This window comes from Pseudomonas benzenivorans (genome assembly GCF_024397895.1).
GTDB classification, from domain to species: domain Bacteria; phylum Pseudomonadota; class Gammaproteobacteria; order Pseudomonadales; family Pseudomonadaceae; genus Aquipseudomonas; species Aquipseudomonas benzenivorans_A.
Genome location: NZ_CP073346.1, coordinates 1,407,642 through 1,421,492 on the forward strand (window position 1 = coordinate 1,407,642; position 13,851 = coordinate 1,421,492).

Annotated in this window: 17 protein-coding genes; 1 reads left to right on the plus strand and 16 read right to left on the minus strand. The window is 63.0% G+C overall.

Annotation, left to right across the window (positions count from 1 at the left end; all coding sequences use genetic code 11):
* Positions 1 to 4 precede the first annotated feature (4 nt).
* The 11 genes from ndk to trmJ form a co-directional block, all read right to left on the minus strand.
* Positions 5 to 436: a nucleoside-diphosphate kinase gene (ndk, locus tag KDW96_RS06640; RefSeq protein ID WP_255839648.1), complete on the minus strand. Its 432-nt coding sequence runs from the start codon at positions 434 to 436 to the stop codon at positions 5 to 7.
* A gap of 100 nt (positions 437 to 536) precedes the next feature.
* Positions 537 to 737: a Fe-S cluster assembly protein IscX gene (gene iscX, locus KDW96_RS06645; protein ID WP_255839649.1), complete on the minus strand. Its 201-nt coding sequence runs from the start codon at positions 735 to 737 to the stop codon at positions 537 to 539.
* A gap of 27 nt (positions 738 to 764) precedes the next feature.
* Complete coding sequence (gene fdx, locus KDW96_RS06650) at positions 765 to 1,103, minus strand: ISC system 2Fe-2S type ferredoxin (RefSeq protein WP_255839650.1); 339 nt, start codon at positions 1,101 to 1,103, stop codon at positions 765 to 767.
* 2 nt (positions 1,104 to 1,105) lie between these two features.
* Positions 1,106 to 2,971: a Fe-S protein assembly chaperone HscA gene (gene hscA / locus KDW96_RS06655; RefSeq protein WP_255839651.1), complete on the minus strand. Its 1,866-nt coding sequence runs from the start codon at positions 2,969 to 2,971 to the stop codon at positions 1,106 to 1,108.
* 52 nt (positions 2,972 to 3,023) lie between these two features.
* A complete protein-coding gene (hscB, locus tag KDW96_RS06660) occupies positions 3,024 to 3,545 on the minus strand; it encodes a co-chaperone HscB (RefSeq protein ID WP_255839653.1) in 522 nt (173 codons plus the stop codon).
* Positions 3,546 to 3,552: 7 nt separating this feature from the next.
* Entirely contained in the window at positions 3,553 to 3,876 is a 324-nt protein-coding gene (iscA, locus tag KDW96_RS06665; protein WP_255839654.1) for an iron-sulfur cluster assembly protein IscA, read from the minus strand.
* A 12-nt stretch (positions 3,877 to 3,888) separates the two neighbouring features.
* Entirely contained in the window at positions 3,889 to 4,275 is a 387-nt protein-coding gene (gene iscU, locus KDW96_RS06670) for a Fe-S cluster assembly scaffold IscU (protein ID WP_090239371.1), read from the minus strand.
* Between the two features lie 44 nt (positions 4,276 to 4,319).
* On the minus strand, positions 4,320 to 5,534 hold the full coding sequence (locus KDW96_RS06675; protein ID WP_255839655.1) for an IscS subfamily cysteine desulfurase: 1,215 nt from the start codon (positions 5,532 to 5,534) through the stop codon (positions 4,320 to 4,322).
* 50 nt (positions 5,535 to 5,584) lie between these two features.
* Entirely contained in the window at positions 5,585 to 6,079 is a 495-nt protein-coding gene (gene iscR / locus KDW96_RS06680) for a Fe-S cluster assembly transcriptional regulator IscR (RefSeq protein WP_208708644.1), read from the minus strand.
* A 147-nt stretch (positions 6,080 to 6,226) separates the two neighbouring features.
* Positions 6,227 to 7,006, minus strand: coding sequence for a serine O-acetyltransferase (cysE, locus tag KDW96_RS06685; protein WP_255839656.1), 780 nt, complete (start codon positions 7,004 to 7,006; stop codon positions 6,227 to 6,229).
* On the minus strand, positions 6,999 to 7,778 hold the full coding sequence (trmJ, locus tag KDW96_RS06690; protein ID WP_255840489.1) for a tRNA (cytosine(32)/uridine(32)-2'-O)-methyltransferase TrmJ: 780 nt from the start codon (positions 7,776 to 7,778) through the stop codon (positions 6,999 to 7,001). Before trmJ ends, cysE begins: the two co-directional genes overlap by 8 nt.
* Positions 7,779 to 7,923: 145 nt before the next feature.
* On the opposite strand from trmJ, the gene suhB reads away from it, so the two are divergent.
* The gene (gene suhB, locus KDW96_RS06695) at positions 7,924 to 8,739 is read left to right on the plus strand and encodes a type III secretion system regulator SuhB (RefSeq protein ID WP_255839657.1); all 816 of its coding nucleotides are present in this window, start codon (positions 7,924 to 7,926) and stop codon (positions 8,737 to 8,739) included.
* Positions 8,740 to 8,840: 101 nt separating this feature from the next.
* Here suhB and KDW96_RS06700 read toward each other — a convergent pair whose 3' ends face one another.
* The 5 genes from KDW96_RS06700 to tgt all read right to left on the minus strand — a co-directional run bounded on the left by KDW96_RS06700 (position 8,841) and on the right by tgt (position 13,846).
* Positions 8,841 to 9,377: a glycine zipper 2TM domain-containing protein gene (locus KDW96_RS06700; RefSeq protein ID WP_255839658.1), complete on the minus strand. Its 537-nt coding sequence runs from the start codon at positions 9,375 to 9,377 to the stop codon at positions 8,841 to 8,843.
* A 130-nt stretch (positions 9,378 to 9,507) separates the two neighbouring features.
* A complete protein-coding gene (gene secF / locus KDW96_RS06705) occupies positions 9,508 to 10,413 on the minus strand; it encodes a protein translocase subunit SecF (RefSeq protein ID WP_255839659.1) in 906 nt (301 codons plus the stop codon).
* A gap of 9 nt (positions 10,414 to 10,422) precedes the next feature.
* Positions 10,423 to 12,291: a protein translocase subunit SecD gene (gene secD, locus KDW96_RS06710; protein WP_255839660.1), complete on the minus strand. Its 1,869-nt coding sequence runs from the start codon at positions 12,289 to 12,291 to the stop codon at positions 10,423 to 10,425.
* Between the two features lie 62 nt (positions 12,292 to 12,353).
* A complete protein-coding gene (yajC, locus tag KDW96_RS06715; protein WP_255839661.1) occupies positions 12,354 to 12,689 on the minus strand; it encodes a preprotein translocase subunit YajC in 336 nt (111 codons plus the stop codon).
* Positions 12,690 to 12,730: 41 nt separating this feature from the next.
* Positions 12,731 to 13,846, minus strand: a complete 1,116-nt coding sequence (gene tgt, locus KDW96_RS06720) for a tRNA guanosine(34) transglycosylase Tgt (RefSeq protein WP_255840490.1) — start codon at positions 13,844 to 13,846, stop codon at positions 12,731 to 12,733.
* Between the last annotated feature and the right edge of the window lie 5 nt (positions 13,847 to 13,851).

Here is a 13,851-nt window from a genome sequence, read left to right on the forward strand (position 1 = left end):
CGCCTTAGCGAATGCGCGCGCACACTTCGGTGGAAGCGAAGAAGTAAGCGATTTCGCGAGCTGCGGAAGCCTCGGAGTCGGAACCGTGTACGGCGTTCTCGTCGATGGAAACGGCGAAATCGGCGCGGATGGTGCCGGCAGCAGCTTCTTTCGGGTTGGTGGCGCCCATCAGCTCGCGGTTCTTGGCGATGGCCTCTTCACCTTCCAGCACCTGAACGATGACCGGGCCGGAAGTCATGAAGGCAACCAGGTCCTTGAAGAAGCCACGCTCGCTGTGCTCGGCGTAGAAGCCAGCGGCTTCGCGCTCGGACAGCTGAACCATCTTCGAGGCGACGACGCGCAGGCCGGCCTTTTCGAAGCGAGTGGTGATCTCACCGATGACGTTCTTGGCGACGGCGTCAGGCTTGATGATGGAGAAGGTACGTTGAACAGCCATGGAAAACTCCAGAAACAGGGATTAAAGCGAAAAATTAAACCCGCGAATTATACGCGGGTTCCGGTTAAATGCGTAGGGCGGCGCCGGCTCGGCGCCCAGCTCAGTCGAGCTCTTCGATCCAGGCCGCCTGAATCGCCTCGAGAACCTTCTCTCCGCCGCGCTGCGGATCATCGGAGAACTCCGGCAAATCCAGCACCCAGCGGTGTAAATCGACGAAGTTGACGTAGCGCGGGTCGACTTCGGGCTTGGCTTCGGCCAACTGGATGGCAATCTCCAGCACATCGGTCCATTTCAGACTCATGACCTGCTCCTTACTTCCCTAAGAGGTTCAGTGACCTTCGGAAACCTGATTGATGGTGTACTTGGGAATCTCCACCACCAGATCCTGGTCCGCCACCACCGCCTGACAGGACAGTCGCGAATTCGGCTCCAGCCCCCAGGCCTTGTCGAGCATGTCGTCTTCCAGCTCGTCGGAAGGCTCCAGGGAGTTGAAGCCCTCGCGAATCACCACGTGACAGGTGGTGCAGGCACAGGACTTCTCGCAGGCATGCTCGATATCGATGCCGTGAGCCAGGGCGGCATTGAGCACCGTCTCGCCCGATTCCACCTCGAACACTGCGCCCTCGGGGCAATGCTCGGCGTGGGGCAGAAAAATCAGCTGCGGCATGCTTACTCCTCAATCTCGTTAAGACTACGGCCGGCCAACGCGGCCTTCACCGTGGCATCCAGGCGGCGCGCAGCAAAGGCGTCCGTCACCTGGGTCAAGCGTTTGGTCTGCTGTTCGATGGCCAAGCCATCGTCGCCCGCCATCAGCTCGCGCAATTCATCCATCTGCGACTCGATCGCCAGACGCTCGTCGGCGCTCAACAGGCGCTCGCCGTCGGCCTCCAGCGCCGCCTGCACGGCCTCGAGCAGGCGCCGGGCGTCGACCTGCTGCTCGCGCAACACCCGCGCCACCTTGTCGTCGCCGGCGTGCTGGAAGGAATCCTGCAGCATCCGCGCGATCTCGCCATCGGTCAGGCCGTAGGACGGCTTGACCTGAATGCTCGCTTCGACACCGGACGCCAGCTCGCGGGCCGACACCCCGAGAAGACCGTCGGCATCGACCTGAAAGGTCACGCGGATCTTCGCGGCGCCCGCCACCATCGGCGGAATGCCGCGCAATTCGAAACGCGCCAGGGAGCGGCAGTCGCTGATCAGCTCCCGCTCGCCCTGCAACACATGAATCATCATGGCCGTCTGGCCGTCCTTGTAGGTGGTGAACTCCTGGGCGCGGGCCACCGGGATGGTGGTATTGCGCGGAATCACCTTTTCCATCAAGCCGCCCATGGTCTCCAGACCAAGGGACAGCGGAATCACATCCAGCAGCAGGAGCTCCTCGCCCTCGCCGCGCTGATTGCCCGCCAGGGTATCGGCCTGGATTGCCGCACCGATGGCAACCACCTGATCCGGGTCGATATCGGTGAGCGGCTCACGGCCGAACAGCTCGCTGACCGCCTGGCGCACGCGCGGCACCCGGGTGGAGCCACCAACCATGACCACCGCCTCGACGTCCTCCAGCTCGATCCCGGCATCGCGCACGGCGCGCCGACAAGCCTTGAGGCTGCGGGCGACCATGGACTCGATCAGCTGATCGAAATGCTCGCGGGTCAGCACGCCGCGCCAGGCGCCATGGCTCAACTCAACCGAATCGCTGGCGCTGAGCGCCTCTTTCGCAGCACAGGCCGTGCTGAGCAGGCTGCGCTGGGCACCAGGATCGAGGTCGGCGGACAGGCCTGCCTGCTCGACTATCCAGCCGGCAATGGCGTGATCGAAGTCATCGCCGCCCAGGGCGCTGTCGCCGCCGGTGGCCAGCACCTCGAAGACCCCACGAGTCAGGCGCAGGATGGAAATATCGAAGGTACCGCCGCCCAGGTCGTAGATCGCCACGACACCTTCGGCCTGCTGATCCAGGCCATAGGCCACGGCCGCCGCGGTCGGCTCATTGAGCAGGCGCAGCACGCTCAAGCCAGCCAGGCGTGCGGCGTCCTTGGTGGCCTGGCGCTGCGCCTCGTCGAAATAGGCCGGCACCGTGATCACCGCACCGACCAGCTCGCCTCCCAGGGTGCTCTCGGCACGCTGGCGCAGAACTTTGAGAATATCGGCCGAAACCTCGACCGGGCTCTTCGCGCCCTGCACGGTGTCGATGAAAGGCATGTGCGACTGGCCTTCGACGAAGCGATAGGGCAATTGCTCACCCAGCTGCTTGACGTCTTCCAGGCCACGCCCCATCAGGCGCTTGACCGACAGCACGGTGTTCAACGGGTCACTGGAGGCGGCCGCCTTGGCGCTCTCACCCACTTCGACGCGATCGACGTGATAACGCACGGCAGAGGGCAGGATCACCTGCCCGTCAGCGTCCGCCAAGGGCTCGGACAGGCCGCTGCGCAGCGCAGCAACCAGCGAATTGGTGGTACCCAGATCAATCCCCACAGCCAATCGACGCTGGTGTGGCTGGGGGCTCTGTCCGGGCTCAGCGATCTGCAGTAAGGCCATGATTAATAAATGCTTATCTGGATTTCAGGTACGCAGGAAAACTGCGTTAGCGTTAGTCGTCGAGGCGCTCTTCCAATTGACGCACCTCGTGAGCGAGCTTGTCGAGGAACTGCATGCGGCGCATCAAGCGCTCGGCTTCCTCGCGCCGCACGGGATCATCCCAGCAACTGGCGAAACTTTCGTTCAGCTCGTCCTGAGCCACTTTCAGGCGCCGCTTGAACGCCGCCACCCCCGCCAGATCCGCACTGTCCTGCAGATCCTCGAGCTCCTCGCGCCAGTGCATCTGCTGCATCAGGAAGCCCGGATCCTGCACCGTGACCTCAAGTGGCAACTCGGGGCCACTCAGGGTCAGCAGGTAGCGAGCCCGCTGGGGTGCGTGCCTGAGCGTCTGGTAAGCCTCGTTGAGGCTGGCCGAACGCTCCAGGGCCACCCGCTGCTCGCGCTCAGGGGCGTCGGCGAAGCGGTCCGGATGGACAGTGCGCGCCAGCTCTCGATAACGCGCAGCCAATTCGTCCAGGTCCAGGCGGAAACTCGGCTTCAGGTCGAACAGGGCAAAATGACAAGGACTTCCCACAAGCGCCTCAGATGTTGAAGCTCTCGCCGCAGCCACATTCGCCGCGCACGTTGGGGTTGTTGAACTTGAAACCCTCGTTCAACCCTTCCTTGACGAAGTCCAGCTCGGTGCCATCGAGGTAGACCAGGCTCTTCGGATCGATGATCACCTTGACGCCGTGACTCTCGAACACCTGATCCTCGCCGGCGGGTTCATCGACGAACTCCAGCACATACGCCAGGCCGGAACAGCCGGTGGTGCGCACTCCCAGGCGAATACCCTCGCCCTTGCCGCGCCCCTCGAGGGAGCGCCGCACGTGCTGCGCGGCAGCTTCGGTCATGCTGATAGCCATCGACATACCTCCTTAGAGCAAACCTTTCTTCTGCTTGTAGTCGCGTACGGCCGCCTTGATGGCGTCCTCGGCGAGCACCGAGCAGTGGATCTTCACCGGCGGCAGGGCCAATTCCTCGGCGAGCTGGGTGTTCTTGATGGTCTCGGCTTCGTCCAGGGTCTTGCCCTTCATCCACTCGGTGGCGAGGGAGCTGGAGGCGATGGCGGAACCGCAGCCATAGGTCTTGAACTTGGCGTCTTCGATCACGCCCTGCTCGTTGACCTTGATCTGCAGGCGCATCACGTCACCGCAAGCCGGGGCGCCGACCATGCCGGTGCCGACACTGGGATCTTCCGCGTCCATCTTGCCGACGTTGCGCGGGTTTTCGTAATGGTCGATGACCTTTTCACTGTATGCCATGCTGTCATTCCTCTCTCATCAGGTGCCGCTCTTCGGCAGCTAGATTAGTGTGCTGCCCATTCGATCTTCGACAGATCGACACCGTCCTTGTACATATCCCACAGCGGCGACAACTCGCGCAGCTTGGTGACCGCCTCGCGAACCTTCTGCGCGGCGTAGTCGACTTCTTCCTCGGTGGTGAAGCGACCGAAGGTGAAACGGATGGAACTGTGTGCCAGCTCGTCGTTGCGGCCCAGGGCCCGCAATACGTAGGACGGCTCCAGGGAGGCCGAGGTACAGGCCGAGCCGGACGATACCGCCAGGTCCTTGAGCGCCATGATCAGCGACTCACCCTCGACGTAGTTGAAGCTGAGGTTGAGATTGTGCGGCACCCGGGAAGTCAGGCTGCCATTGACGTACAGCTCTTCCAGACCATCGACCTGAGCGAAGAAGCGGTCGCGCAGGGCCAGCACGCGCTGGTTTTCCTGGGCCATCTCTTCCTTGGCGATACGGAAAGCTTCGCCCATGCCCACGCACTGGTGGGTGGCCAGGGTGCCGGAACGCATGCCGCGCTCGTGACCGCCACCATGGGTCTGGGCCTCGAGGCGCACGCGTGGCTTGCGGCGCACATACAGGGCGCCAACGCCTTTGGGGCCGTAGGTCTTGTGCGCCGAGAAGGACATCAGATCGACCTTGAGCTTGTCCAGGTCGATCTCCACCTTGCCAGTGGATTGGGCGGCATCGACATGGAACAGCACGCCACGGGAGCGGGTCAGCTCACCGATACCCGCGATGTCGTTGACCGTGCCGATCTCGTTGTTCACGTGCATGATCGACACCAGAATGGTGTCATCGCGCAGCACCGCCTCGACCATGGCAGGCGTGATCAAACCGTCCTCGCCCGGCTCGATGTAGGTGACCTCGAAGCCCTCGCGCTCCAACTGGCGAGTGGTGTCCAGGACCGCCTTGTGCTCGATCTTGGAGGTGACGAGGTGCTTGCCCTTGCTGCTATAGAAGTGGGCCACACCCTTGATCGCCAGGTTGTCGGACTCGGTGGCACCGGAGGTCCAGACGATCTCGCGAGGGTCCGCATTGACCAGCTCGGCGACCTGACGGCGTGCATTTTCCACCGCCTCTTCAGCCTTCCAGCCGAACACATGAGAGCGCGACGCCGGATTACCGAAGTTGCCATCGACCAGCAGGCACTCACTCATTTTCTGGGCGACACGCGGGTCGACCGGCGTGGTGGCGGAATAATCGAGGTAAATCGGCAATTTCATTGACTCTCTCCTAACAGGTCTCGGACTTCGCTGCCCGGCTGCCCTTGCATTCAATCGACGGTGGACGCTTCTATCTTGTCCAGATGCGGCATCAAGCCACTGCTGCAGCGACGCTGATCCTGACGCTGAGCAACTTCCTGCACCTCGCGGCGCGTCACCAGATCGGCGAGGCTGATGCCACTGAGGAATTCGTGAATCTGCTGACTGAGGTCACACCACAGGTGGTGGGTCAGACAGGTGTCGCCGGCATGGCAATCGCCCTGCCCCTGACAGCGGGTGGCGTCGACCGACTCGTTGACCGCATCGATCACCTGGGCCACCTGAATGCCGCACATGTCGCGCGCCAGCTGATAGCCGCCACCCGGACCGCGCACGCTGGACACCAGATTGCCGCGGCGCAGCTTGGCAAACAGCTGCTCCAAGTAGGACAGGGAAATGCCCTGGCGCTCGGAAATATCGGCGAGGGACACCGGCCCATGCTGCGCGTGGAGCGCGAGATCGAGCATCGCCGTGACGGCGTAGCGGCCTTTGGTGGTCAGTCGCATGGAGGGTTACCACGGAATATCTGTGTGCCGCGAGTATGCAATTCCCGAGTATTTAAGTCAACTATAAGACCTATTGATTTACTCGGGATTAAGCGGCGCGAGGGGCGCGAGGGGCGCGCAGGATAACAAAATGCCGCCCCCCATGCATCAGGCGGCCGGCTTGCCGTCCTGATCCTTGCAGACACCGGCGAAGTCCTCGTCACGCAGCGCCGGCAATTCCTTCGCGCAGTAGTCGCTGCCCAGCGCGGTAAGCGCGCTGCACATGCCTTCCAAGCGGCCATCCACTGCCTGCAGATGATCGAGCAACTGACCGATGGCCCGCGCAACCGGGTCCGGCATGTCCTGACCGACGCCGTAGGCATCGAAGCCAAGCTTTTCCGCCATCGCCTGACGCTTGGCCTCCTGGTCGCCGTCGAGCTTGGCGATGATCCGCCCCGGAATCCCCACGGCGGTAGCCCCCGCCGGCACCGCCTTGGTCACCACGGCGTTGGAGCCGATCTTCGCGCCCGTGCCGACGGTAAACGGCCCCAGCACCTTGGCGCCGGCGCCGACCACCACACCATCCTCGAGGGTCGGATGGCGCTTGCCCTTGTTCCAACTGGTGCCACCCAGGGTCACGCCCTGGTACAGGGTGACATCATTGCCGATCTCGGCCGTCTCGCCGATGACAATGCCCATTCCGTGGTCGATGAAGAAGCGCCGCCCAATCTTCGCCCCCGGGTGAATCTCGATTCCGGTCAACCAGCGCCCGAAGTTGGACACCATTCGCGCCAACCACTTCCAGCCAGAACCCCACAGCGCATGGGCCACACGATGCAACCAGACCGCATGCAGACCCGGGTAGCAGGTCACCACCTCCAGGGCGTTACGCGCCGCCGGATCGCGATGAAATACACTCTGGATATCTTCCCGCATGCGCTCAAACATCAGACTTCCCCTGTTTATGGTGCTCACCACGCGCGGCCTTGACGGTTTCCGTCAGAATGCCGCGCAAGATATTCATTTCCAGCTTACTGACACCACTACGACCATAGAGGCGCCGCAATCGACTCATCAAGTGCCGCGGCTTGGCCGGATCGAGAAAACCGATTTCCACCAGGGCCAACTCCAGGTGCGCATAGAAAGACTCCAACTCATCAGCCGTTACCGGCTGCATATCGAGCATGGCCGTGGCTTCCACCTTGGCGACCTTGGTCGGCTGATTCTGCGCCGCCAGCCAGGCCATACGCACCTCATAGGCCAGCACCTGCACCGCCGCCGCCAGATTCAGCGAGCTGAACTGCGGATCCGACGGGATATGCACATGGAACTGGCAGCGCTGCAGCTCTTCGTTGGTCAGCCCGGCATACTCACGACCGAACACCAGCGCCACCTCACCGCCCTGAGCGGCCTGCTCACAGGCCGTCACGCCACACTCACGCGGATCAAGCAGCGGCCAGGGGATACGACGATCACGGGCGCTGGTACCGAGCACCAGGCTGCAGCCGACCAACGCCTCCTCCAGCGTGCCCACCACCAGGGCGCCGTCGAGGATATCGGTGGCGCCGGACGCTCGCGCCACCGCGTCCCCACTGGGAAAGTCGATCGGATCGACCAGCACCAGTCGTGACAACCCCATGTTCTTCATGGCGCGCGCAGCGCCGCCGATATTGCCCGGATGACTGGTATTGACCAAAACCACGCGAATGTTCTGCAGCAACTCGAGCACTCACATCAAAAAACGAAGGGGAACAAATCTTACAGAACCCCCCTCATTTATGCCATGCGCGACACAGGCAGCACTTCAATCGTTTGGCTTTTCTGCTAGAATGGCCGGCTTTCTTTAACGACCCAGGTGAACATCCATGCAGCCCATGCTGAATATCGCGCTGCGCGCAGCCCGTAGCGCCGGTGAAATGATTTTCCGCTCGATCGAACGCTTGGACGTCATCTCGGTCGACGAGAAAGATGCCAAAGATTACGTGACCGAGATCGACCGCTCCGCAGAGCAGCTGATCATTCAGGCACTGCGCAAGGCCTACCCGAACCACGGCTTCCTCGGCGAAGAAGGCGGCCTGATCGAAGGCAGCGGTGAAGGCGCCGATTACCAGTGGATCATCGACCCGCTGGATGGCACCACCAACTTCATCCGCGGCGTCCCGCACTTCGCGGTCAGCGTGGCCTGCAAGTACCGCGGCCGCCTCGAGCATGCGGTCATCATCGATCCGGTTCGCCAGGAAGAGTTCACCGCCAGCCGCGGCCGCGGCGCCGCCCTCAACGGTCGCCGCCTGCGCGTCAGCACCCGCAAGAGCCTGGAAGGCGCCCTGCTCGGCACCGGCTTCCCGTTCCGCGACAGCCAGCTGGACAACCTGGAAAATTACCTGGGCATGTTCCGCAGCCTGGTCGGCCAAACCGCCGGCGTACGCCGCGCTGGCGCCGCCAGCCTGGACCTGGCCTATGTCGCCGCCGGCCGTTTCGACGCTTTCTGGGAGTTCGGCCTGTCCGAGTGGGACATGGCCGCCGGCGCACTGCTGATTCAGGAAGCAGGCGGCCTGGTCAGCGACTTCAGCGGCAGCCATGAGTTCCTCGAGAAGGGCCAGATCGTCGCCGGCAACACCAAGTGCTTCAAGGCGGTGCTGACGGCGATCCAGCCGCACCTGTCGACCTCGCTGAAGCGCTGATCGCCCCGCTCCAGAAAAAACCGGCCTCGCGCCGGTTTTTTATCGCCCATAGAAAAAGCGCCCCGCGGGGCGCGTTTTTGTGTGCACTGGAAAAGCGGTGACTACTGCGCGGGCGCGGCCAATACCAGCTTGCCTTCCCTGACCGGAATCTGGCGACCCGGATCATGATCCATGCGCACCTGACCCACCTCGCCGTCCAGCCGGTACTCGACATCGTAACCGACCAGCTTCTCGCTGGTGTCGGTCACCGTATTGCAGCGGGTTTCGGTGGTGGTGTAGGTGTCATTGGTCTGCATATTCTCCTGCACCTTGTTGCCGGCATAGCCGCCACCCACTGCGCCGGCGACCGTGGCGATCTTCTTGCCGGTGCCGCCGCCCACCTGATTGCCGAGCAAGCCACCGACCACCGCGCCGATCGCCGTACCGGCGATGCGGTGCTGATCCTTGACCGGCTTCTGCCGGGTCACGGCGACGTCGCGACATTCCTCACGGGGGGTCTGGATGGCTTCCTTGACCGGCTGCACCGCCAGCACCTCGGCATACTCGGGACCGCTGACCATCTTGTAGGTCGCGACCGCGCCCCCGGCAGTGACTGCCACAGCGCCCAATACCGCGCCCACGAGCATCGATTTGTTCATGGTTTCTCCTGGCTCACGCTCTGTCTATTCGGCGGATCTCGCCTTGTTCGCAGGCTTCGACCGAGGCCAGCCGCGGCAAGTTCCATGCTCACCGCAGCCACTCGTCCCGAATGCGACAGCGCGCACAGACTCAGGGACGATCGTCGACCTCTTCGGCGACCACCGGCGGGATCAGATCCTCGACCGTCAGGTCGAGCCATACCAGTACCACGTTGGCGATATACACCGACGAGTACGTGCCAACCAGCACACCGATAAACAGCGCAATGGAAAAGCCGAACAGGTTGTCGCCGGCGAACAACAGCAGCGCACCGACTGCCAGCAAGGTGGAAATCGAGGTTGCCAGGGTGCGCAGAAGGGTCTGGGTGGTAGAGATGTTGATGTTGTCGAGCAGGCTGGTCTTGCGCAGCACCCGGAAGTTCTCGCGCACCCGGTCGAACACCACGATGGTGTCGTTCAGCGAATAGCCAATGATCGCCAGCAGGGCCGCCAGCACGGTCAGGTCGAAGGTGACCTGGAAAAACGCCAGGAAGCCCAGGGTGACGATGACGTCATGCACCAGCGAGAGCATGGCCCCCATGGAGAACTTCCACTGAAAGCGGAAGGCCAGGTACAGCATTATCCCGCCCAACGCCAGGAGCATGCCGAGCCCGCCCTGGTCGCGCAACTCCTCACCCACCTGCGGCCCGACGAACTCGACCTTCTTCACCTCGAGCGCATCGCCGGACTGGCGCAGGGCCGTGGCGACCTTGCTGCCCAGATCGGGATCGTCACCCTGCATACGCACCACCACATCGGTGGTCGCACCGAAACTCTGCACCACGGCACCGGCAAAACCGGCCTCGGACAGCTGCTGGCGCACCTTGCCGAGATCGACCGGCTGTTCGTAGCCCAGCTCGATCTGGGTACCGCCGGTGAAGTCCAGCCCCAGATTCAGGCCCTTGATAAACAGGCTGCCCAACGACAGAAGCGTCAGCACCACCGTGAGGGCGAACGCGATATTGCGCACGCCCATGAAGTTGATCGTACGATTCATCTCAGCCCCTTAGATCCACAGCTTCTTGAAGTCACGCCCACCGACACTCAGGTTGACCATCGCGCGCGTCACCAGAATCGCCGTGAACATCGAGGTGAGGATCCCCAGCGACAAGGTCACGGCAAAGCCCTTGACCGGACCGGTTCCCATGGCGAAGAGGATGCCGCCGACCAGCAGGGTGGTCAGGTTGGCATCGACGATGGCCGTGAAGGCGCGATCGAAGCCTTCATGAACGGCGCGCTGCACCGACATGCCATTGGCGATTTCCTCACGGATGCGCGAGAAGATCAGTACGTTGGCGTCCACCGCCATACCCATGGTCAGCACGATACCGGCGATACCCGGCAAGGTCAGGGTGGCACTGAGCAGCGACATCAGCGCCAGCAGCATGACCATGTTGAAGCCCAGGGCAATGGTCGCCAATACACCGAAGAAACGGTAGATCGCAATGATGAACAGCGACACGAAGAGCATGCCCCAGAGCGACGCATCGACACCCTTGGCGATGTTGTCGGCACCCAGGCTCGGGCCGATGGTGCGCTCCTCGGCGAAGTACATCGGTGCGGCCAGGCCACCGGCGCGCAGCAACAGCGCCAGCTCGGAGGACTCGCCCTGGCCGTCCAGGCCGGTGATGCGGAACTGACTGCCCAGCGGCGACTGGATGGTCGCCAGGCTGATGATCTTCTTCTCCTCGACGAAACTCGGGATCGCCACTTCCTGCTCGACGCCGTCGACCACCTGGCGGGCGTAGCGGGTCACCGGCTTCTGCTCGATGAAGATCACCGCCATGCTGCGCCCGACATTGTTACGGGTCGCCCGGCTCATCAGATCGCCGCCATGGCCATCCAGACGGATATTCACCTGCGGCCGGCCGTTCTCGTCGAAACTGGCCTGGGCATCGGTCACCTGGTCACCGGTGATGATCAGCTCGCGCTCCAATTGCACCGGCGGCCGACCCTCTTCGCGAAACTCGAAGGATTCGGTCGAAGCACGCGGCGCATCCAGCTCGGCAGCCAGGCGGAACTCGAGGTTCGCGGTCTTGCCCAGGATGCGCTTGGCCTCGGCGGTGTCCTGCACGCCCGGCAGCTCAACCACGATGCGATTGGCGCCCTGGCGCTGAACCAGCGGCTCGGCCACACCCAGCTCGTTGACCCGGTTACGCACCGTGGTCAGGTTCTGCTTGATCGAGTACTCACGGATCTCCGCGAGCTTGGCCTGGGTCAGACTCAGGCGCAGCACCTGCTGGTCGCCGCGCTCGACTGTGGCCTGTTCGAAGTCGGTGAAGTCCTGACGAATCAGACGCTGCGCTTTCTCCAGGGTCGCCTCATCGGCGAAGCCCAGCTGAATCACGCCATTGGCTTCGGGCAGGCTGCGATAGCGCACCCGCTCCTTGCGCAGCAGGCTCTTGACCTCGCCCTCGTAGACCTTGCGACGGGCGTCCAGGGCCTTGTCCATGTCCACTTCCAGCAGGAAGTGCACGCCACCGGACAGGTCCAGACCCAGCTTCATCGGTCCGGCGCCGATATTGCGCAACCAGTCCGGGGTGGTCTGCGCCAGGTTCAGGGCGACCACGAAGTCGCCACCCAGCACCTTGCGCACCACGTCCTTGGCCGGCAACTGGTCTTCCTTGTTGACCAGACGCAGCAGACCCGCGCGCCCCTGCTCGGCCAGGCTGGACGCCTTGACCTCGATGCCCGCCTCGCTCAGGGCGCGACTGGCGCGCTCCAAATCGGCCTGCTCGACGCGCATCGCCGTGCTGTTACCGCTGATCTGAATCGCTGGATCGTCCGGGTACAGGTTGGGAGCCGAATAGACGAAGCCGATCGTCAGCACAGCCGCGATCAGCAGGTACTTCCACAGAGGAAATTTATTGAGCATGACGCCGCCCGTTATGACGCGGGGCGCATTAAGCGCCCCGTCGAGTGGTAATGATGTGAAACTCAGATGGCTTTCAGCGTGCCCTTGGGCAGGGTGGCGGCGATGGCCACTTTCTGGATCTTCAGCTCCACGGTGTCAGAGGCTTCGATCACCACGAAGTCATCGCTGACCTTGGTGACCTTGCCGGCGATACCGCCGCTGGTCACCACCTCGTCACCTTTCTGCAGATTGCCGATCAGGCTCTTGTGCTCCTTGGCGCGCTTGGCCTGCGGACGCCAGATCATCAGGTAGAAGATGACCAGGAAACCGACCAGAAACACCCACTCGAAACCGGTACCGGCAGGACCAGCAGCCGGGGCAGCGGCATCGGCGTAAGCAGCGGGGATCAAAAAGCTCATTTAACACTCCTGTTGGATAAGGTCTTTAGAACAGCGATAGATCAGGCGAGCGGCGGTGTCGGCAGGCCGCGTCGCGCATAGAAGGCATCGACAAAGGCGGCCAATGTACCCTGTTGAATTGCCTCGCGCAAACCAGCCATGAGGCGCTGATAGTGGCGCAAGTTGTGGATGGTATTGAGCATGCTTCCCAGCATTTCGCCGCACTTATCCAGATGATGCAGGTAGGCCCGGGAGAAATGCTGGCAGGTGTAGCAATCGCAGGACGCGTCCAGCGGCGAGTCGTCGTGCTTGTGCACCGAATTGCGGATTTTCAGCACCCCGGTCTCGACGAACAGATGGCCGTTGCGTGCGTTGCGCGTCGGCATCACGCAGTCGAACATGTCCACGCCGCGGCGCACCCCCTCGACCAGGTCCTCCGGCTTGCCGACGCCCATCAGGTAGCGCGGCTTGTCCGCCGGCAACTGCGCCGGCAGGTAGTCCAGCACGCGGATCATCTCATCCTTGGGCTCACCGACCGATAGGCCGCCAATCGCCAGACCGTCGAAGCCGATCTCGCTCAGCCCCTCCAGCGAGCGCATGCGCAACTCTTCGTGCATGCCGCCCTGGACGATGCCGAACAGCGCGGCGCTGTTCTCGCCATGGGCCTCCTTCGAGCGCTTGGCCCAGCGCAGCGACAGCTCCATGGAGCGCTTGGCCACGTCGAATTCGGCGGGATAGGGCGTACACTCGTCGAAGATCATCACGATGTCGGAGCCGAGGTCGCGCTGCACCTGCATCGACTCCTCCGGCCCCATGAACACCTTGGAACCATCTACCGGCGAGGCGAAGGTCACGCCCTCCTCCTTGATCTTGCGCATGGCGCCCAGGCTGAACACCTGGAAGCCGCCCGAATCGGTCAGGATCGGACCCTGCCATTGCATGAAGTCGTGCAGGTCGCCATGGCGCTTGATCACCTCGGTACCCGGGCGCAGCCACAGGTGGAAGGTATTGCCGAGAATGATCTGCGCACCGATGGCCTCGATGTCGCGGGGCAGCATGCCCTTGACCGTGCCATAGGTGCCGACCGGCATGAATGCCGGCGTTTCGACCACGCCCCGGGGAAAGGTCAGGCGCCCGCGACGGGCCTTGCCATCGCTCGCCAGCAACTCGAAAGACATGCGAC

What these genes read in the sequence shown, in the direction of transcription:
- secD (WP_255839660.1), bottom strand. Translation starts at nt 12,291, where the DNA reads ATGCTCAATAAATTTCCTCTGTGGAAGTACCTGCTGATCGCGGCTGTG.
- ndk (WP_255839648.1), bottom strand. Translation starts at nt 436, where the DNA reads ATGGCTGTTCAACGTACCTTCTCCATCATCAAGCCTGACGCCGTCGCC.
- iscU (WP_090239371.1), bottom strand. Translation starts at nt 4,275, where the DNA reads ATGGCATACAGTGAAAAGGTCATCGACCATTACGAAAACCCGCGCAAC.
- suhB (WP_255839657.1), top strand. Translation starts at nt 7,924, where the DNA reads ATGCAGCCCATGCTGAATATCGCGCTGCGCGCAGCCCGTAGCGCCGGT.
- iscA (WP_255839654.1), bottom strand. Translation starts at nt 3,876, where the DNA reads ATGGCTATCAGCATGACCGAAGCTGCCGCGCAGCACGTGCGGCGCTCC.
- yajC (WP_255839661.1), bottom strand. Translation starts at nt 12,689, where the DNA reads ATGAGCTTTTTGATCCCCGCTGCTTACGCCGATGCCGCTGCCCCGGCT.
- fdx (WP_255839650.1), bottom strand. Translation starts at nt 1,103, where the DNA reads ATGCCGCAGCTGATTTTTCTGCCCCACGCCGAGCATTGCCCCGAGGGC.
- KDW96_RS06700 (WP_255839658.1), bottom strand. Translation starts at nt 9,377, where the DNA reads ATGAACAAATCGATGCTCGTGGGCGCGGTATTGGGCGCTGTGGCAGTC.
- iscR (WP_208708644.1), bottom strand. Translation starts at nt 6,079, where the DNA reads ATGCGACTGACCACCAAAGGCCGCTACGCCGTCACGGCGATGCTCGAT.
- iscX (WP_255839649.1), bottom strand. Translation starts at nt 737, where the DNA reads ATGAGTCTGAAATGGACCGATGTGCTGGAGATTGCCATCCAGTTGGCC.
- cysE (WP_255839656.1), bottom strand. Translation starts at nt 7,006, where the DNA reads ATGTTTGAGCGCATGCGGGAAGATATCCAGAGTGTATTTCATCGCGAT.
- hscA (WP_255839651.1), bottom strand. Translation starts at nt 2,971, where the DNA reads ATGGCCTTACTGCAGATCGCTGAGCCCGGACAGAGCCCCCAGCCACAC.
- tgt (WP_255840490.1), bottom strand. Translation starts at nt 13,846, where the DNA reads ATGTCTTTCGAGTTGCTGGCGAGCGATGGCAAGGCCCGTCGCGGGCGC.
- KDW96_RS06675 (WP_255839655.1), bottom strand. Translation starts at nt 5,534, where the DNA reads ATGAAATTGCCGATTTACCTCGATTATTCCGCCACCACGCCGGTCGAC.
- secF (WP_255839659.1), bottom strand. Translation starts at nt 10,413, where the DNA reads ATGAATCGTACGATCAACTTCATGGGCGTGCGCAATATCGCGTTCGCC.